The organism is Kribbella deserti (genome assembly GCF_042434725.1).
Classification (GTDB): domain Bacteria; phylum Actinomycetota; class Actinomycetes; order Propionibacteriales; family Kribbellaceae; genus Kribbella; species Kribbella deserti.
Genome location: NZ_JBHLTC010000014.1, coordinates 209,856 through 228,126, shown reverse-complemented (window position 1 = coordinate 228,126; position 18,271 = coordinate 209,856). Strand labels below are relative to the sequence as shown.

The following is an 18,271-nucleotide window of genomic DNA, read 5'->3' as shown; positions in this document are numbered from 1 at the left end:
GTCGCGCACAAACCCGGCAGCGGGCACACCAAACCCCGTCAGCCGCGCTGCAACCCGGTAGTCGCGCCACGATCCGGTGCCTTGGAAGTGCTTGGTGAGTCCACTGGACGTTTTTCGGCCGTAGGAATGTCGAGTGGACTCACCAAGACGGGCCGGCCAACGGCGCTCCGCGGCGGGGTCCGTGGAGCGCGGCCGGGGCTACGTCTGGGAGCGGCGGTAGTGGCCGGGGGGTTGTGCGTATTCGCGTTTGAAGGCTTTGGTCAGGGCGAATTCGGTGGTGTAGCCGGTGCGGGTGGCGACCGTGCGCAGGGGGAGGTCGGATTCGCGGAGTAGGCGGGCGGCCAGGGTCATGCGCCACCAGGTGAGGTACGCCAGCGGTGTGCGTCCGATCGAGGTGGCGAAGCGCTTGGCGAAGGCGGCGCGGGACAGACCGGCCACGGTCGCGAGGTCGGCGACCGTCCATTGGCGTTCGGGTTCGCGGTGCATGGCTTGCAAAGCGCGCATCAGGCCCGGATCGGCGAGCGCCGTCGCCCAGCCGTCCGTCCGGCCGTTCGAAGTGTTCTTGGCCGTCGCGGTCGAGGAGTCGAAGTGGGTGCGGAGGGTGAAGAGCAGGAGCATGTCGACGAGGGACGTGAGGATGGCGCTGGTGCCGGCGCGGGGTTCGGCCAGTTCGGCGCCGAGGATCTCGACGGCGCCACCTAGCGACGTACGACGGCCGACGCGGGCGGGGATGTGGATGACCTCGGGCAGATCGTCGAGCAGGGGATGGCCGCGGCTGCGATCGAAGTAGTACGCGGCGCACAACATCGTGGTGGTCGCGCCCGGGCCCTCGATCCGTACCTGTTCCAGCTCGGGCCCTTCCGGTTCGCCGTCCGGCACTGGTTCGAAGTCGACCAGCGGGCTGTCCGGGTGGTCGGCCAGGGCGTAACCGTTTGCCCGCGGCACGAGCACCACGTCACCGACGTTCAGCGCCTGCGGCGGGCCGTGCGCCGGGATCAACCAGGCCGATCCCTGCAGCACGACGTGGCACCCCGCCGCCGAACTCGCCGGGAAGCGAACGCCCCACGGCGCCTCGGTCAACGTGCGCGCCGCATGCGGACGGCCGGTCCGCAAGGCGGCGAGTACGTCGCTCAGCACATCCACGACCTAACCCTAGCCAACGCCAACAAGAAGACGCGTGGACATAAATCAGCGACGTGCGGCCATGGGGAGTCTCCGAACTCGCTCCTACCGTCGACTCCAGGAGTCAACGGAACAATCTGGAGGAGAAGGAAGATGTCGTACCTCGTAGTGGGCGCGGGTCCGATCGGTAGCGCCGTGGCGGAACAACTCGCCGAGCAAGGCGAACGCGTCCGGGTGGTCTCGCGACGGGGGATCGGCCCGGACCACGCGCTGATCGAGCGAGTCGCGGCCGACGCCACCGACGCCGAGCGGGTGGCCGCAGTGGCCGAAGGCGCGTCCACGTTGATCAACTGCGCGATGCCGTCGTACGACCGCTGGCCAACCGATTGGCCACCGTTGGCCGCGGGCATGCTCGCGGCGGCGGAACGCTCGGGCGCGGATTACGTGATGCTCGGCAACACCTACGGCTATGGGCCGGTCGAGGGGCCGATAGCCGAGGATCTGCCGATGGCGCCGACAACCGTCAAGGGCCGGGTCCGCGCGCAGATGTGGAACGACGCTCTCGAGGCGCATCAGGCGGGCCGGGTTCGGGTGGCCGAGGTGCGAGCGGTCGAGTTCCTGGGGACGGGCGTGATTTCGCCGTTCATGTTGATGGCCTTGCCGCAGGTGCTGGCGGGCCAGCCGATCTCGTACCCGGCGGATCTCGACGCGGCCCGGAGCTGGAACTACGCCGGCGATGTCGCACGGACCTTGGTCGCGGCCAGCCGGTACGACGGCGAGTGGGGCCGCGCCTGGCACGTGCCGTCGACCTCCACCGAGTCCACCCGGCAGTTGACGGCACGAGCGGCCGCGGCGGCAGGAGTGCCGATGCCGGAGCTGACCGAGATGCCGATCGAGGAGCTGGTCCGGCTGGGGGAGACCGACTCGATCGTGGCGGAGTTTCCCGAGATGCAGTACATGACGCGACGGCCGCACGTACTCGACTCCCGGCGCACCGAGGAAGCGCTCGACCTCAAACCCACCGACCTCGCCAAAGTCCTGACCGAGATCACCACCCACCAAACCCCATGACAGTGATGAGCTGAGGTCAGCCGGGGATATCCCCCGTGCCGGATCCCTTGCTGCCCGTCTATCGCCCCGTTTTGCTCCGGCCTGTTGCCGTAGGTCGCTGGTTCGGCCCGGTTCGCGTCTTCGCGCTAGCTGGAGTCGTCGAACAGGCCCTGGTACGGCGCGTGCCCGGGCCGGCTACCGGGTTGTGGGCCGACTACCGGCTTTTGGTAGGCCCGCTACCGACTTTTTGCGCGACTACCCGGTTCCAACCAGGTAGTCACGCAAATACTCGGTAGCCGACCTCGGGGCCACCACGTCCACCTTGACCCACCGTCAACCCCGACCCGCGAAGGCCCCGCCACGGACCCGCTACGGGCCCTTCGCGGAGCGTGCGGAACCACCCGAGCCGACCGGCCATACCCCACCCGTCCCCCTGATAGCCCGCTGTCCTTGGGTCGGGTCGGCCCGGGTCAAGGGCGCGCACGCGTCGCCGCAGGCGATTTCCAACCCTTGACGCGGGCCGACCCGGCCCGACAATCCGCGACTCCTCAGGGGGACGGGTGACCACCAACCACCCTCACTCCACAACCGAACGCGCACTCGCGACCACTCGCGACCACTCGCGACGACTCACGCGCACTCGCGACGACTCACGCGCACTCGCGACGACTCACGCGCACTCGCGACGACTCACGCGCACTCGCGACGACTCACGCGCACTCGCGACGACTCACGCGCACTCGCGACCACTCGCGACCACTCGCGACCACTCGCGACGACTCGGGGGTGAAGACGCATGCCCCGTCGCACCGGCTCTGCCGATCGTGCCCGACCACAATCCCGGTCGGCCTCCATAGGAGCATCCGCGCTCAAGCCCGTCGAGCCGACCCATGCACCGCTGAGCCGACCTGCGCCGGCTAGGAGCGTTGGGCGGAGGTGGACTCCTGGGCCAGGAGACGGAGGGAGGAGATCAGCGTTTCGCCGAGAATGGTGCCGATCACGACGCTTTCCGCGATCTGGTCGGCGCCTTCGCGGGACTGGACCGCCTCGATCTCCAGTTCGGTGAAGCGCTCGACCGCCTCGGCATACGAGTCGAGGAACGCGACCAGGTGGTCCTGCCCGAGCGAGTGGAACGCCGCCACCGTGTCCACCAGTGTCGCCAGCGCGGGCGCGCCGGCGTGCACGGTCCACCCGCGCCGGGCCAGCAAGTCGTTGACCTCGGCAACGGCCCGCTCGCGCGAGTCGCCGGCGGTGGCCCCGGTGGCGGTGAGTTCCCGGCGTGGCGTAACCGCGCGATGGGCCACGCCGATCTGGTCGTGCAGCGGCATCGTGGGCGAATCGATTGCCTCGAGCACCTTCCGTACTTCCGCCACAGGCACCTTCGCCAGTTCCACCAGCGCGCGAATCAGCCGAAGCCGGCGGAGGTGGCGTTCGCCGTACGACGCCTGGTTCGGGGCGGACAACTCGCCGGGCGGCAGCAGGCCCTCGCGTAGGTAGTACTTGATGGTCGGGACCGCCACTCCGGACTGCCGGCTCAACTCCGCGATACGCACCTTGATTTCCTCTCGGTCGTAATGGATAGTATCAGTATCCATTAACGGATACCTGCGCTATCCATAAGGAGAAGACATGACCGTGCCGGTTCTTGCCCTGGCCACCCTGGTGTTCCGGGTGCTGGGCCTGCTGGGCGTACGGCGCTTTGCCACCTGGCGGGTCAGCGCTGCCCATGGCCTGGCCGTGATGCTGGTGATGACCGCGAGCGCGCACTTCGTGCCAGCGAGCGTGACGGTGATGCCGACGCACGAGGACCTCGTGGCGATCGTGCCGCCGTTCGTGCCGTTCGCGGCGGCGATGGTGTACCTGACCGGCGTGCTCGAACTGGCCGGCGCGGTCGGTCTCGTGCTCGGCAGGACCCGTCGGCCGGCGGCGTACTGCCTGATCGCGTTGTTCGTTTTGTTGCTCCCGGCAAACATCTACGCGGCCGTGGCCGATGTTCCGTTCAACGGCGAGGCCGCGACGCCGTTGTGGCAGCGCATTCCCGAGCAGCTCCTCTTCATCGCCGTCGCGTGCTGGGCCGCCTCCAGCCGTCCAGCGAAGTCGGCCGAAGCCGCCTCGTGCCAGCACACTCTCGTGAAGGTTTGAGCAACTGATGGAACTGACCGAAGCCTCCCGGATGATCGCCGGGGCCATTCTGATCACCGTCGTGACGATCGAGTTCGGCGGCTGGTTTCTGACCAAGATCGCCAGCGGTGACGTGCCGATGACCGACTTCCAGAAGTCGTTCGCGCGGGCCGGGCACGGTCATGCCGGCGTGCTGGTGATCCTCTCGCTGGTCGGTCTGCTGTACGTCGACCAGACGAGCCTGACCGGACCGCTGTTGTGGCTCGGCCGGCTCGGTATCCCCGTGGCCGCCGTACTGATGTCGGGCGGGTTCTTCGCCGCCTCGGCCGGGCGGAACCGCACCAAGCCGAACAAGTTCATCGCGATGCTCTTCGCCGGCGCAGCCAGTCTCGCCGCGGGAGTGCTCACGCTGGGGATCGGCCTGCTGACGACCTGACTTTTCTTTGCGACGAGTGGACGCGTTTTGCCGCTGCGAGGCCGCCTGCATCTGACAGGCAGCGGACGAGCGGCAAAACGCGTCCACCCGTCGCAAAGAAAAGGTGCGGCGCAAAAAGAAAAAGCGGCGGGCCCACCGGAGCGCCTGTTCCGGTGGGCCCGCCTATCGGGGGGAATGCGGCTAATGGATCACCAGGATCGAACGACCCAGGCGAACGTGGTGCTGCCCGTGGCGCCGGCGGAGTCCTTCGCCGTCACGGTCACCTGGTAGGTGCCGATCCGGGTCGGGGTGCCGCTGATGACGCCCGAGCTGCTGATCGTCAGACCGGTCGGCAGGCCGGTCGCGGTGAAGGTGAGCGGTAGGCCCGCGCTCGACGAGGCCCGGATCTGCAGTGGGAAGGCCTGCCAGTTGACGAAGCCCCATTGGTTGCCGGGGTTGGTCACCGTCACGGTGCCGGTGGGCGGCGCGCCGTTGACCTTGAGGCTGTACGTCGTGGTGTGGCTGGTGGTTCCCGTGCCCTTGATGGTGAGGGTGTAGTCGCCCGCGACGGCGCTGGTACCAACCGCCACGGTCATCGTCGAACTGCCGCCCGAGGTCACCGACGTCGGACTGAACGACACGGTCACGCCGCTCGGTGCGCCGGTGGCGCTGAGCGAGACCGACTGGGCCTCGCCGGAGGTGGTCGCGGTCTTCACCGTGGCGGTGACCGACGAGCCCTTGTCCGCGCTGCCCGAGGCCGGGTCGACCGCGACCGAGAAGTCGTTGGTCGGGTTCGGGTTGCTGCCGACCGCGGTCTTCCACAACGTGTAGGCGATACCGTCCGCGCTGCGGTTGAGGTGCGTTGCGCTGATGTTGGAGGTGGTGTCACAGGACTGGTGGTAGCAGGGGTCGTACGCCGATCCGGCCGTACCGCCCCACTTGGTCGCCTGCGCGGAGGTCTTCCGCGCGCTGGCGCCGGCCGCGTAACCACTCGTCGGGATACCGACGTTCTTGAACGAGGCGTCGTCGGAACGGCCCGCGCCTTCGGTGTTCTCCTCCGGCGAGAGGTTCAGGGTGTCCCAGTAGGCCTTGAGCGGCGCGGCGGTGGTGGAGGTGATGTTGTTGATGAAGTAGCCACCGTTGGTCGAGCCGACCATGTCGAAGTTGTAGTAGCCCTTGATCGCCGAACGTTGCGCCGAGCTCAGCTGGTTGACGTAGAACTCAGAACCGTTCAGGCCCTGCTCTTCGTCGGTCCACCAGCCGAAGCGCACGTGCTTGGTCAGGGTCGGGTTCGCCGCCGCCAGGGCGAGGGCGTTCTCCAGCAGTGCGGCGGAGCCCGACGCGTTGTCGTTGATACCCGGACCGGCGCTGACGCTGTCCAGGTGGGCGCCGAACATGACCACCTGGTCGGCCGGGCCGCCCGGCCAGTCGGCGATCAGGTTGTCCGACGCGTAGGTGCAGCCGGTGGTGCAGCGCTGCAGTGTGACGGTGAAGCCGGCGGCCTCGAGCTTCTGCTTGAGGTACGAGACCGACGCGGTGTACCCGGCCGAGCCGGCCCGGCGGTGACCACCGTTGTTCGCGGCGATGGTGCTGAACTGGCTCAGGTGGGCCCGCACCTTCTCCACGTCGATGTCCGGGGCGTCCGTCGGCGGCGTGGTGGTGTCGCCGATGGTGAGGTTGTAGCTGACCTCGTGGGTCTTGCTGCCGGTGCCGGTCACCTTGATGGCGTACGGACCACCGGCCGCCGTACCGGCCGCGACCGAGACGGTCATCGTCGACGAGTTGCCTGAGGTGACGGTGGCCGGGTCGAAGGTGACGGTCACGCCGGCCGGTGCGCCGGAGGCGGTCAGCTGCACGCTCTGCGCGGTGCCCACGGTGGTGGTGCTGACCTGGGCGGTACCGGAGGCGCCCGCCTTGATCGTGCCGGACGTCGGCGACAGCGACATCGAGAAGTCGTTGTCCCCGGACGGGGTGCAGGTGGTCTCACCGGGCTGGGCGCCGAGGTTGACGGCGTTCCAGGCGGCCTTGACCTTGTTGTACTGCGCGCAGGTGGCGTCCAGGTTCTTCGCCGCGCTCAGGGTGGCGATTCGCCACTTCGGGTAGCTCATGCCGGAGGTCTTGAGCAGCATCGCGTTGTAGAAGATGCGGCCGGCCTCCTTGATGCCGATACCGGTCAACGTGCCGCCGTTGTTGCAGGTGGTACTGGTCGGCTGGCCGTTGGTCGGGTTGGTGCCTTCGGCAAGCAGGTAGAACCAGTGGTTCATCGGACCGGCGGCCGCGTGTACCGACGAGGGCAGGCTGGTCGAGTAGCAGTTCGGGTGGCCCGAAACCTTCGACGGGTTGTACATGTACCGGATCGGCCCGTTGCCCTGGAGATTGACCTCCTCGCCGATCTCGTAGTCCGGGGCGTCGTTCGGGTTGTTCAGGTAGTGCTCGGTGAGGGCACCCCAGATGTCCGCGACGGACTCCTGCGACGGGTGTCCGGAGATGCCGCCCGGGGTCTTGGCGTCGAGACCGTGGCCGTACTCGTGCGCGACCACGTCCGTGCCGGTGATCCACTGGTTGTTGTTGTTGTAACCGAAGACCACGCCGTCGGAGTTGCTGGAGTGACCCCAGTAGGCGTTGACGTCGTTCAGCCCGACCTCGGCGTCGGCCCAGTTGCCGTTGCCGTCGAGGCCGTTGCGGCCGTACCAGTTCTTGAGCAGATCCCACTCGCCGGCGGCGACGTACATGACGTCGACGCAGCCGGCCACCTTGTCGGTCTTGCTGGTGCTGCCCCAGACGTCGTCGGAGTCGGTGAAGGTGGTGTTGGTGCTGTAGTCCTGGCAGCGCAAGGCCGGCCGGTTCGGGTCGGACATCAAGTAGCTGCTGCCCGACTGGGTCGTGCCGAAGCTCAGGTTGCCGCCGTTCCAGACGCCGGTGCCCGTACCGGAGGCCGTCAGCTCGGCCGAGTGCACGACCTTGCCGGTGATCCCGTCGACGTACACGAGTTCGCGCGCGAGGCCGTCGCCGTGGTCGTGGTTGCTGTGCTTGGCCTTACCGGTGACGGGCACCTCCCACGCCAGTACCGGTCGCGGCTGCCCCGTGGCCAGTACGACGAGCTTGGGCGTGGCGGTACCGGCAACGGTGGTGAAGGCCTTCTTCGCCGCGGTGGTCGCCTGGGTCGCGTTGAGCCGCGGGGACGTGCCGACCGTGATCGCGGCCTTCGAGGCGGACACCGTGGTGAGGACGTTGCCGTTGGCATCGGTCGCGACGACGGCGTCACCGCCCACCACCTGCAGGCCCCGGTACGTCTTGTGGTACGAGACGTAGAACAAGTCCTTCTCACCCGCTTTACCGCCCTCGAAAACGCCGCGGCGGTCGAACTGCTCGTGCGGGCCCTTGCGCAGGGCGTCGAGCCCGCTGGCGGCGGCCCGGTCGGCCGCGGCGAGCGCTCGGCTGGTCGGGTCCGGCGGCGCGGCCGGGGCGGCGGTCGATCCGGTCGCGAACGTACCGCTCACCACGCTGCCGGCGACCAGGGCGGCGGCGAGACCGGTGGCGGCCGTCAGGCGAACGGCCCGGCGTTTGCGATGACCACTCTTCCGCTGTGCTGCTCTCAGAACTCTCACAATGCTGCTCCTCATTGGGGCGGGAGACCGGGGCGTTTGGACGGCGGCCTCGGCCCGGCCGGCCTTTTGGGCGGAACTGCGGTGATTCAGATCACCTCCGGCGCGGGGTGACGGAAATGTAGGCCCGCCGGTGCCGATCTGACTCCGCCGTAATGCGCCAATGTCGTGAAGTGGACGCAGCACAAGGGATTACCGCCGCGTCCGCGCGGGGGCGCAACTTTCCGGCGATTCGGCGCATCGTGAGCAGTGATGTCCCACCACGCCAAGGAGCGACCCGTCATGTCATGGCGAATCAGCGCGGCCAGTCTCGCCGCGTTCTCCCTGTTGTCATTCGGCGCCGCCGCGCCGGGCGCCCAAGCCGTCACGCAAGCCGGCACCCCGACCGCCCAGGACCTCGCGCCGGCCGCTGATCCGGCCGGCACCGTGCCGCTGGGCACCACGACCGTGCCGAGCCGGCTGAAGGTGATCGCCGGTACCGACGCAGGCATTCTCTACTCCACCGATTCGGCGATCGGCGGTGACGCGAAGTACTGGCTGAAGGCGACCGACGGCGTGCCGGTGCCATTGGCGTTCACCGAGCTGTCCGAGTACGCCAAGATGGCGGGCCGGACGGTCTTCGTGGATAACGTCTTGACGGCAGCCACCATCAGCTACGCCAATTGGAACGGGCCCAAGCGGACCTGCCCTTACCCGGCGAACCGGTACGACTTGCGCTACGTGCCCGGCGGTGTGCTGTTCATCGCAAACAACACCGTGAAAAAGCTCGTGATGGCTGATACCGGCTGCACCACCGTGAGCGTGTTCACCCCGGCCGCCGGGACTACTGCGCACCAGATCGCCGGCGGCGACGAGCAGGGCTTCGTGCTGGACACGCTCACCGCGGGCAAGTACACGCTCTCGTACTACCGGTACGACGACCTGGCCCATCCGGTCACCTTGCGCCGTCCGGCCGGCTTCATCCCTCGGTATACCCAGGGCTCGACGCCGAACGTCCAGGCTGGTGCTCTGCTGGCCTCGAACGGCCTTGACGAGGTGCGGATCCCCCTGGACGGTGGCCCCGTCACCACGCTTCCCGACGGTCAATGGTCCGCAATGACCAAAACCGTGGTCGCCAGCACCTACCCCGGGCTGGGCCTGCGTACTGTGCCGGTCGCCGGTGGTGCGGTGCAGACCAAGGCCGGTGTCGCCGACGGCGTAGCGTCCGACGGAACCTACATCTACAGCCTGAACGGACCTGGTGAGGCTCCAGGCATCTACCGCCGGACCAGCGCGACCAGCGCGGCCACCCTCGTCGTACCGCTGCCGACCCAGAAGTACCCGACGGCCCAGTGGGGGATCGACGTTCAGGCCGGGCGGATCTCCTACACCAACGGACGGCGTACGCCGGAAGCCTCGTACGACCCGTGGGACGTGAAGACGCGGACCACGTCGATTGCCGGTGGCAAGCTGGCCGTAGGCGCCGAACAGAACGTGCAGACCGGCGTTGGCTTCGCGGCGCTGTCGGGTTCGGCGGGCTGGTTGGCGTTCGGCGGCAACCGCGTACGCGATCACGCGGGCAAGGTCGGCCAGCTCGGCATCGGCAGTCCCGAGTACGGCGAGCTGGAACCGCCGTACCTCTTCTCCGGGAACAGGTCCTTGATCAGCGACCGGATCTACCTCTCGCCGTCATCGTCGGCCGCGCGGCGCATCGTCGACCTGCGGACGCGCAAGGACATAGCCGCTCCCAGCGGTGGACCGACCGACCTGTTCGGCAACTACGTGGCCTACAGCAAGGCGGACGGCACTGTCCGGGTCAGGGATCTGGTCCGCAATGTCGAGGGTCTGCACCGGCCGGCCGGATCGATGATCGGCGCGGTCGCCTTGCACGGCAAGTGGATCGCGTGGGTGACGAGATGCCCGAGCGAGACGCCTTGCGCGCAGACCCTGACGATTCGCGACACCGCGGCGAAGACCCAGCTGAACTACGCCACCCGCGGCACCAAGATGCTCAAGCTGTCCGGCGGGTACCTCGCCTTCGACGCGGTGCCGGCCTCGGCCCGCGAACTGCGGACCATCAAGCTCGGCACCACCGCCCAGACCGTGATCGGCAGCCTGCCCGCCGATCCCACCGAGGGCTACTCGTGGATGGTCGACGGTGAGCTGGCGAACCACTTCGACCTGGACGACGAGACGCTCGCGTGGACCGACAAGGACCACCTCGGCAAGGCCGTGCAGCTTGGCGCCTTCATCGACGCGCCGGTTTATCTCGGCAATGTGATCGCGCCGGCGTCGATGAGCACGAGTTGGCCGATGAAGTTGCCGGTGTCGAAGGCGTTGCCGACGTGCCAGGTGACGATCTACTACGGGTCCACAAAGGTCCGGATTCTCAACTGTGCCAACACCGACGGTATGGCGAAGGTGACCTGGGACGGTAAGTCCGGCTCGGGCGGGAAGCTTGTCAAGGGCAAGTACACCTATCGCGTGACGGGCCAGGACGCCGACAAGTACAACCTGCGCAACTACAACGGAACCCTCACGGTCGTTGGTGGTTCCATCACCAAGACCGCCTGACCACTAGGCAGAGCTGGCGAGCGCCTCGCCCTTGCGATGTGCCGACGGGCTGATCCCACGGATCCGCTTGAAGGCCACGCTGAGGGCGAAGGCGTTCGCATAACCGACCTTGCGCGCGATGGATTCCACCGTGTCATCGGTATCGCGCAACAGGTCGGCCGCCAAGGTGATGCGCCAACCGGTGAGATAGGCCATCGGCGCCGCACCGACCAGCGCGCTGAACCGGCGGGCCAGGTTCGCCCGGGAGGCGCCGCAACGATCGGCCAGTTCCGCGACGGTCCAGCCGCGGGCCGGGTCCTCGTGAATCAGGCGCAAGGCCTGCCCGACCACGGGATCACCCTGCGCCTGGTACCAGCCCGGGGCCTTCGACTCCGGCCGGGCGAACCACGCGCGCAGGGTGATGATCAAGGCCAGGTCCAGCCAGCGATCGAGCACCACCTGCTGGCCCGGATCGTCCCGGCTGATCTCGGCCGTGAGCAGATCCATCACCGGCCCGGCGACCTGATCGGCCGGTACCACCAGCACCGGAGGCAGCGCCGCCAGCAGGCGACGGCTGACGTCGCTCTTCATCTGGTAGACGCCGCTGACCAGTAGATCCTGCCCATCCGGCCGACGCCCGTGCGTTCGCGGGCCAAGGCTCGGGCCATCGTGTTCGGTTGCCCCAGGCAACGGTTCGCAGACGCCGTTCGGCTTGATCAGCAGCCGCGGCGCCGTACCGGGATCGTCGGCCACCACGTACCGAACGGGGCCGCGGATCACCGCGATATCGCGCTCGCGCAGCCGGATCGGCTCGGCGCCCTCGAACAGCAGCCAGGCGTCACCGCGGATCATCGTCGCGAGCGCCAGCGTGGCCTCGTCCGCGATCAGCAGCGACCAGGGCGGATCGAGCACCGTCTGGTTGAAGACCCCACCCCGCGCCCGAGTCCCGGCCAGCAGATCATCGAGAACGTCCATGGCCCAACAGTAGACGCTCAGACATGGGTGTGCGCCGTACAACCATGGATGGACGCGCGGAATGACGGTGGAATTGAGCCATGACAAACACAACGGTGGTTCTTGGTGGTACTGGTAAGACCGGTCGTCGCGTCGCTCGTCTGCTCGCTGAGCGGGACCTGCCGGTGCGGGTGGCCTCGCGGTCGAGTGAGCATCGCTTCGACTGGTATGACGAATCGACCTGGGCGCCCGTGCTCGAAGGCGCCGACCGGATGTACGTCGCGCCGCCGATGGACCCGGACGGGGCCGCCCGGGCTGAGCTGGCGGTGAAGGCCGCGGCGGCGAGCGGCGTACGGCACGCGGTGTTGCTGTCCGGCCGCGGTACCGGCAGCCCGGGTCGCGAGTTCGACGTCTACCAGGCGGGTGCCTCGCTGGAGGCGGTACTGCGGGACAGCGGAATGTCCTGGTCGATCGTCCGGCCCGCGTGGTTCATGCAGAACTTCAGCGAGGACTTCCTGCTTGACGGGGTACTCGCAGGCGAACTGCGCGCCCCGGTCGGTGACGGCGCCGAGGCGTTCATCGACGCGGACGACATCGCCGAGGTGGTGGTTGAGACGCTCGTCCAGACCGACAAGCACGCGGGTCAGGCGTATGCGCTGTCCGGCCCGCGCACGCTGACCCTGGCGCAGGCGGCCGCCGAGATCTCCGCCGCGAGTGGACGGCCGGTGCGGTTCGAACACGTCGAGTCCGAGCAGTACCAGGCCGAGCTCGTGCAGTACGGGCTACCCGCCGAGGCGGCCAAGGGCCTCGCGGACCTATTTACAGTGGTGCGTCGCGGCCTGTCCGACTATGTTTCCGACGGCGTGCAGCAGGTGCTCGGCCGGGCGCCGCGCGATTTCAGCGACTACGTCCGCGCGACCGCGGCGACAGGAGTGTGGACTTCATGATCGGCAAGATCTCCCAGCTGGCCACGATCATCTCGATCGCCGGCGTGGCCCTGAACGCGGGCCTGTTCTTCGCCTTCGACACCGCGGTGATGAAGGCGCTACGGGAGCAGCCCGCACCGCAGGGCATCACCACGATGAACTCGATCAACGTGCAGATCCTGAACCCGGTTTTCCTGCTGGTCTTCACCGGCTCGGCGCTGACCTGCGTGGCCGTGCTGGTGACCGCGCCCTTCGACGACCTGGGCGGTACGGCGTTGCGAGTGGCGGGCGCGGTCGTGTTCCTGGCCGGCACGATTCTGGTGACGGCGGCGGTGAACGTGCCGATGAACAACGCGCTGGCCGCGGTCGACGCCGCCAGCGCCGAAGGTGCGGCGTACTGGCAGACCTATCTGAGCCGGTGGGTCGGCTGGAACCACGTCCGCACGGTCAGCTCCCTGGCCGGAGTCGTCCTGCTGGCCCTGGGACTCCGCCGCTAGTCCTAGCCCTTTCAACCTCAACACCGCCGCTAGCCAGTTCGCCCAGCAGCGCCGCTCGTCCTTCGTCTCAGCGCCGAGCAAGCACCTCCAAGTGCCGTCGCAGCCCAACCGGGCCGCGACGGCACTGGTCTGTCAGACCTCAGCGCAGATCAGACTTCAGAGCCGGTCCGACTTCAGAAGGCGCTGCGATCGTTGCTGCGGGCATCGTGATCGACCGGTACTCGTTCGGGGAACTCGGCGCTGGCCCGGCGGCGCCACTCGCGCGCGAGCTGGCTGATCTTGCCCCGGTCGAGTTCGGTGACGGCGATGGCCGGCTCGACCGCGTCCGGGCAGCGCGCGACCCAGTCACCTTGCGGCGAGATGACGCCGGATGGTGTGGTTTTGCCGTGCTGGGCCGGAACGGCGTAGCTGACCCAGTAGCTGTTGGTGGCGGCGTGGCCCTGCGCCTCCGCGCCGCTGACCTTGTCGTAGGGATTGCCGCCCGCGAACGAAACGAGCACGCAGTCGACGCCGAGCCGTTCGTACTCGCGGAAGAGTTCCGGGAAGTGCACGTCCATGCCAAGCGCGCACCCGAACCGCAGGCCGTCCACCTCGAAGGTGACCGGCTCCGAGCCCGGCGTGTACATCCACGTCACCTTGGTATGCGACAAGGTCCGCTCGTCGTACCGCGTGTGCACCCGGCCCTGATCCGAGATCACGTACAGGCTGTTGTGCGGCCGGCGCGGCGCGGTGAGCTGGTGCACCGAGCCGAGCACCGTCCAGAGCCGAAGTTGCTTCGCGAGCGCCGCGATCGCGTTCAGTTCCGCCTCGACCACGTCCCACTCGAAGCGGCTCCAGTCCGCGGGCCCGACCTCATCCGGGCCGTTGACCGACATCACGAACTTGCTGGGGAAACACGTCGCGCCTTCGGGGAAATGCACCAACCGGGCGCCGGCCACGGCGGCCTCGCGCATCAGCCGGCGGATCTCGTCGCCGCGCTCGCGTAGATCGCTACGGTCACGCGGGTCTTCGTGCACAGTGCTCTGGGCCACGGCGAACCGCAGTCGCTGGAATTCCGGCATCTCGTCTCCTGGAAATTTCGGACGGAAGTGCCGGAGGGCAGTCGTGTAGGACTCACCGGTTTTGGCAGCGCGCGCACGGACCCGGCGCTTGAGATTCCTGTGGGCTGTCATCTGGCCTTCCACGCCACGGACGGCAGTTCCCCGGCAACCACGTCCGAGACGATCGGACCACGGACAGCGACCTGAGAACGGAATTCCCTTTGCCTCTCGAGAGATCGCGCCGGGGGCGATCAGCAGAGGTGATGCGTAGGTCTCGCGGCGCCAATCCTGCCGCCGTTCTCACCTCGCCGTCAACCGCCGCGTGCCTCGCCGTGAACCGTCACGTGCCTCGCCGTGAATCGCCGCGTGCCTCGCCGTGAATCGCCGCGTGCCTCGCCGTGAACCGTCGCGTGGCGGACGTCGAGGTTCGCCGGCCGGTTCCGATGTAGGAAGGTCGGAGCGTTCCGGAGTGCGAGGGAGTACGTCGTGAAGAAGCTGGTCAAGGTCGGTTCGGTCGAGCTGTGTGTCGAGACGTTCGGTGCCGCTGCGGCGCCGCCGGTATTACTGATCCACGGTGCCGCGGCGTCGATGGACTTCTGGGAGGACGCGTTCTGCGAACGCCTCGCGGCGGGCCCGCGGTTCGTGATCCGGTACGACCATCGCGATACCGGTCAATCCACCCAATACCCGGCCGGCGAGCCGTCGTACACGGGCACGGATCTGTCCGAAGACGCCCTCGGCATTTTGGACGCTCTCGGCATCGCGAAGGCCCATATCGTGGGGGTCTCGATGGGAGGCGGTTTCGCCCAGCGCCTGGTTGTCGAACACCCTGAGCGGGTAGCCTCGGTCACCTTCATCTCCACCAGCCCGGGCGATCCCGAACTGCCGCCGATGTCCGACAAGCTTCAAGCGGCCTTCTCGGCTGAGGCCGAGCCCACCGACTGGTCGAACTCCGAGACCGCGCTGGACTCACTGATCGAGCTCGACCGCCTCTTCGCCGGCACTTACCCGTACGACGAACCGGGCCGGCGGGCGATCTACGCGCAGATGATGGCCCGTACGCCGGATATGGCCGCGGCGATGACGAACCACTGGATGATCGACGGTGGCGAGTCGATCCGGCACCGCCTCGCCGAGATCGCGGTACCGGCCCTGGTCCTGCACGGCACGGACGACCCGCTGCTCCCGCTCGGCCACGGCGAAGCCCTGGCCCAGGCGATCCCCACCGCCCGCCTGGTCCCGCTGCCCGGCGCGGGCCACGATCTCCCCGAGCAAGTCTGGGACCTAGCGATCACCGAAATCCTCCAGCTCACCACCGCCTCATAACCACGGCGAACCGAAAGCCGGGTGTCCACCTTGAAGGTGGCCCTTGGCCTGCCGCCTGTGTGTGCAGGTCCGTTGTGCCGGGAGAGCGGACTCCGACGGATGAATACCTGGAGAAGGGTGGGGCGGCGGGATTTTGTTGGCGAAGGGCGTTTCTGCCACTAGGCGTGGGGGATGCCAGTTGGCAGGGTTGGGGCGTTCGCTTCAGGTCGAGGTACACGATCCGCCGAGGGAGTCGCCAGGTGTCGCAGGTTACGCAGGTCTCGCAGGTACTGAAGGTTCGGCCCGCTCCGCGCGACGAGGCGATCGCGCACTTCGCGGGCAAGCTGGCGTTCGAGACCGATCCGTCCGACGTGGCGGCCGACATCGGCGCCGAGGTCTCCGGCTGGGTGCTGGTGGACAGCCGCAGCCAGGAGAGCTGGGACCGCGGCCACGTGCCCGGCGCGATCCACCTGCCGACCGCCGAGATCGAGACCCGGGCCGCGTCCGTCGTACCGGCCGGCTCCAGCGTGGTGACGTACTGCTGGGGTCCCGCCTGCAACGGTGGTACCAAGGCCGCGCTGGCCTTCGCGAAGCTCGGGTATCCGGTCAAGGAGATGATCGGCGGCTTCGAGTACTGGGCGCGTGAAGGCCTGCCGATCGAGACCGCCGAGGGAGTACGGCGGCTGCCCGTGGACGAACTGGTCGCACCGAAGGGCATCGCCTGCGCCTGCTGACCCCGGAGTTCGAGTGCAAGGGTGTCGCCCGGCTCGCGGAACCGCTGTTCCGCAAGCCGGGCGACGAGGCTTTCAGTCGCTCGAGCGGACCATCGTGCGGATGCCGACGGCCAGACCCGCGGCGGCGGTGACGATCGCGGCGATCGCGCCGTACAGCACCGTGCTGGAGGTGAGGTCGCCGGCGAACAGCACGCGCTCGGCGTCGACCAGGTAGGCCAGCGGGTTCAGCTTCGAGGCGAACTGCATCCAGCCGGGACCGGACTCGAGCGGCAGCAGCATGCCCGACAGGATCATCAGCGGGAACAAGAAGGTCTGCTGCACCACCCAGAACATCCAGTCCTGCTTGCGTACGGCGATCGCCAGCGCGTAGCTGAACGAGCCGAGCCCGACGCCGAACACCGCCAGCAGGGCGATTCCGATCAGCGCCCCGGTGAGATGCAGCTCGAACCCGAACGGCATCATCACCGCGATCACCACAACGGTCTGCGCCGCCAGCGGCACCATCTCCTTCAGCGCCCGCCCGATCAGCAACGACGACCTGGTCAGCGGCGTGACCAGCATCCGCTCGTGCGCGCCGGTCTGGAACTCGAACAACAGGTTCGCCCCAGTGGTCGACGTACCGAACAGCGTGGTCATCACCAGCAGACCCGGTACGAACCACTGCCAGATCGAGCCCTCGGCCGGTGCGTTCATGCCGAGTGATCCGGCCAGCAGCGGCCCGAACAGCGCCAGGAAGAACAGCGGCTGGATCAGCCCGAACAACACCGAGAACGGGTCGTGCAGTACCGGCTGCAACTCCCGCCGCATCACGATGCCGATATCGCGGATCGGATTGCGCCGGGCCTCGCCGGTGCGCAGCGGTACGTCGGTACCGGTCGAGCTGGTCGGAGCGGAGGTGTCGATCAGGGTGCTCATGCGGCGGCCTTTCCGGTGGTGCCGGTCTCGCGCAGGCTGCGACCGGTGAGGTTGAGGAACACGTCATCGAGGGTGGGGCGGTGGACCTGCGCGGTCGCGACGGCGATACCGGCGTCCTTGGCGGTGCCGAGCAGGACCGGCAGCGTCGCCGGGCCATCGGTCACCCGCAGCGTCAACTGGTTGCCATCGGCTACAACCTCGCGGGCCCCGGGCAAGGACTCCGCGAACCGCCGCAGCTGCGCGAGGTCGCCGGGAGCAACCGTCAGGGCGAGTTGATCCCCGGCCAGGTTCGTCTTCAGGTTCTCGGCAGTGTCGTCGGCGATCACCTCGCCGTGATCCACCACGACCACCCGCTCGGCCATCGAGTCGGCCTCGTCCAGGTAGTGCGTGGTCAGCATGATGGTCATGCCGTACTGCTCGCGCATCCGCAGGATGTGGTCCCACAGGTTCGCCCGGTTCTGCGGGTCGAGCCCGGTGGACGGCTCGTCGAGGAACAGCAGCCGCGGTCCGTGCACGAGACCCATCGCCACGTCGAGGCGGCGGCGCTGACCACCGGAGAGGTCTGACACCTTGCGCTTGGTCAGCTCGGACAGGTCCAGGGCCTCGACCAGTTCGGCGGCCCGGGCCTTCGCGGCACGGCGGTCCAGCCCGTAGATGACGCCCTGCCCGGTCAGTTCGTCGAGCACTCGCTGGGAATGGCCCGCGCCGTTGCCCTGGCCGACGTACCCGATCCGGCGGCGGACCTGCGCGGAGTCCGACGCCACGTCGTATCCGGCGACGGTCGCGCTGCCCGAGGTCGGCGCGATCAAGGTGGTGAGCATCCGCATCGTGGTGGTCTTGCCGGCGCCGTTCGGGCCGAGCACGGCGACAAGTTCGCCGGGCTCGACCTGCAGGCTGATACCGCGGACGGCATGCACGGTCTGGGTGCGGCTCACCACAAAATCCTTGGTGAGCGATCGGGTGCTGATCACGGGTTTCTCCTTGCTCGGGGGTGACAGCAGCTACATTTCCAGCAGAAGCGGACAGGTTCTGGCCGCTACCTCTGGCAATCTGAA

General features: G+C 68.1%; 15 protein-coding genes. 8 read left to right on the top strand and 7 right to left on the bottom strand.

What is annotated here, in order from left to right:
• Positions 1–198 precede the first annotated feature (198 nt).
• Positions 199–1,143, bottom strand: coding sequence for an AraC family transcriptional regulator (locus ACFFGN_RS12590; protein WP_380046759.1), 945 nt, complete (start codon positions 1,141–1,143; stop codon positions 199–201).
• A gap of 132 nt (positions 1,144–1,275) precedes the next feature.
• Here ACFFGN_RS12590 and ACFFGN_RS12585 point away from each other — a divergent pair, with 132 nt between their 5' ends.
• Positions 1,276–2,193, top strand: a complete 918-nt coding sequence (locus tag ACFFGN_RS12585) for an NAD-dependent epimerase/dehydratase family protein (RefSeq protein WP_380046757.1) — start codon at positions 1,276–1,278, stop codon at positions 2,191–2,193.
• An 896-nt stretch (positions 2,194–3,089) separates the two neighbouring features.
• Here the strand turns inward: ACFFGN_RS12585 and ACFFGN_RS12580 are convergent.
• Entirely contained in the window at positions 3,090–3,725 is a 636-nt protein-coding gene (locus ACFFGN_RS12580; protein WP_380046755.1) for a MerR family transcriptional regulator, read from the bottom strand.
• Between the two features lie 76 nt (positions 3,726–3,801).
• On the opposite strand from ACFFGN_RS12580, the gene ACFFGN_RS12575 reads away from it, so the two are divergent.
• Both ACFFGN_RS12575 and ACFFGN_RS12570 read left to right on the top strand, forming a co-directional pair.
• Entirely contained in the window at positions 3,802–4,314 is a 513-nt protein-coding gene (locus ACFFGN_RS12575) for a DoxX family protein (protein ID WP_380046753.1), read from the top strand.
• A gap of 7 nt (positions 4,315–4,321) precedes the next feature.
• The gene (locus ACFFGN_RS12570) at positions 4,322–4,729 is read left to right on the top strand and encodes a hypothetical protein (RefSeq protein WP_380046751.1); all 408 of its coding nucleotides are present in this window, start codon (positions 4,322–4,324) and stop codon (positions 4,727–4,729) included.
• Positions 4,730–4,917: 188 nt separating this feature from the next.
• Here ACFFGN_RS12570 and ACFFGN_RS12565 read toward each other — a convergent pair whose 3' ends face one another.
• On the bottom strand, positions 4,918–8,316 hold the full coding sequence (locus tag ACFFGN_RS12565) for a M28 family peptidase (RefSeq protein WP_380046749.1): 3,399 nt from the start codon (positions 8,314–8,316) through the stop codon (positions 4,918–4,920).
• Positions 8,317–8,595: 279 nt separating this feature from the next.
• Between ACFFGN_RS12565 and ACFFGN_RS12560 the strand changes: the two genes are divergently transcribed.
• Positions 8,596–10,866, top strand: a complete 2,271-nt coding sequence (locus ACFFGN_RS12560; RefSeq protein ID WP_380046747.1) for a hypothetical protein — start codon at positions 8,596–8,598, stop codon at positions 10,864–10,866.
• A 3-nt stretch (positions 10,867–10,869) separates the two neighbouring features.
• Here ACFFGN_RS12560 and ACFFGN_RS12555 read toward each other — a convergent pair whose 3' ends face one another.
• Positions 10,870–11,820: an AraC family transcriptional regulator gene (locus tag ACFFGN_RS12555; protein WP_380046745.1), complete on the bottom strand. Its 951-nt coding sequence runs from the start codon at positions 11,818–11,820 to the stop codon at positions 10,870–10,872.
• A gap of 80 nt (positions 11,821–11,900) precedes the next feature.
• On the opposite strand from ACFFGN_RS12555, the gene ACFFGN_RS12550 reads away from it, so the two are divergent.
• Positions 11,901–12,746: an NmrA family NAD(P)-binding protein gene (locus tag ACFFGN_RS12550; RefSeq protein WP_380046743.1), complete on the top strand. Its 846-nt coding sequence runs from the start codon at positions 11,901–11,903 to the stop codon at positions 12,744–12,746.
• Positions 12,743–13,222 carry an anthrone oxygenase family protein gene (locus ACFFGN_RS12545; protein WP_380046741.1) on the top strand — a complete coding sequence of 160 codons (480 nt, stop codon included), beginning with the start codon at positions 12,743–12,745 and terminating at the stop codon, positions 13,220–13,222. The genes ACFFGN_RS12550 and ACFFGN_RS12545 overlap by 4 nt, the downstream gene beginning before the upstream one ends.
• A 173-nt stretch (positions 13,223–13,395) precedes the next feature.
• Here ACFFGN_RS12545 and ACFFGN_RS12540 read toward each other — a convergent pair whose 3' ends face one another.
• Entirely contained in the window at positions 13,396–14,283 is an 888-nt protein-coding gene (locus tag ACFFGN_RS12540; RefSeq protein WP_380046739.1) for a carbon-nitrogen hydrolase family protein, read from the bottom strand.
• A 465-nt stretch (positions 14,284–14,748) separates the two neighbouring features.
• On the opposite strand from ACFFGN_RS12540, the gene ACFFGN_RS12535 reads away from it, so the two are divergent.
• The gene (locus ACFFGN_RS12535; protein WP_380046737.1) at positions 14,749–15,588 is read left to right on the top strand and encodes an alpha/beta fold hydrolase; all 840 of its coding nucleotides are present in this window, start codon (positions 14,749–14,751) and stop codon (positions 15,586–15,588) included.
• Between the two features lie 239 nt (positions 15,589–15,827).
• A complete protein-coding gene (locus ACFFGN_RS12530) occupies positions 15,828–16,301 on the top strand; it encodes a rhodanese-like domain-containing protein (RefSeq protein ID WP_380046735.1) in 474 nt (157 codons plus the stop codon).
• A 72-nt stretch (positions 16,302–16,373) separates the two neighbouring features.
• Here the strand turns inward: ACFFGN_RS12530 and ACFFGN_RS12525 are convergent, their stop codons facing one another.
• Both ACFFGN_RS12525 and ACFFGN_RS12520 read right to left on the bottom strand, forming a co-directional pair.
• Positions 16,374–17,216: an ABC transporter permease gene (locus ACFFGN_RS12525; RefSeq protein ID WP_380046733.1), complete on the bottom strand. Its 843-nt coding sequence runs from the start codon at positions 17,214–17,216 to the stop codon at positions 16,374–16,376.
• Positions 17,213–18,187, bottom strand: a complete 975-nt coding sequence (locus ACFFGN_RS12520) for an ATP-binding cassette domain-containing protein (protein WP_380046731.1) — start codon at positions 18,185–18,187, stop codon at positions 17,213–17,215. Before ACFFGN_RS12520 ends, ACFFGN_RS12525 begins: the two co-directional genes overlap by 4 nt.
• Positions 18,188–18,271: the final 84 nt, after the last annotated feature.

Bases quoted from the DNA above. Each gene is read 5' to 3' on its own strand.
- ACFFGN_RS12585 (WP_380046757.1), top strand. From the start codon at position 1,276: ATGTCGTACCTCGTAGTGGGCGCGGGTCCGATCGGTAGCGCCGTGGCG.
- ACFFGN_RS12575 (WP_380046753.1), top strand. From the start codon at position 3,802: ATGACCGTGCCGGTTCTTGCCCTGGCCACCCTGGTGTTCCGGGTGCTG.
- ACFFGN_RS12570 (WP_380046751.1), top strand. From the start codon at position 4,322: ATGGAACTGACCGAAGCCTCCCGGATGATCGCCGGGGCCATTCTGATC.
- ACFFGN_RS12560 (WP_380046747.1), top strand. From the start codon at position 8,596: ATGTCATGGCGAATCAGCGCGGCCAGTCTCGCCGCGTTCTCCCTGTTG.
- ACFFGN_RS12555 (WP_380046745.1), bottom strand. From the start codon at position 11,820: ATGGACGTTCTCGATGATCTGCTGGCCGGGACTCGGGCGCGGGGTGGG.
- ACFFGN_RS12550 (WP_380046743.1), top strand. From the start codon at position 11,901: ATGACAAACACAACGGTGGTTCTTGGTGGTACTGGTAAGACCGGTCGT.
- ACFFGN_RS12545 (WP_380046741.1), top strand. From the start codon at position 12,743: ATGATCGGCAAGATCTCCCAGCTGGCCACGATCATCTCGATCGCCGGC.
- ACFFGN_RS12540 (WP_380046739.1), bottom strand. From the start codon at position 14,283: ATGCCGGAATTCCAGCGACTGCGGTTCGCCGTGGCCCAGAGCACTGTG.
- ACFFGN_RS12525 (WP_380046733.1), bottom strand. From the start codon at position 17,216: ATGAGCACCCTGATCGACACCTCCGCTCCGACCAGCTCGACCGGTACC.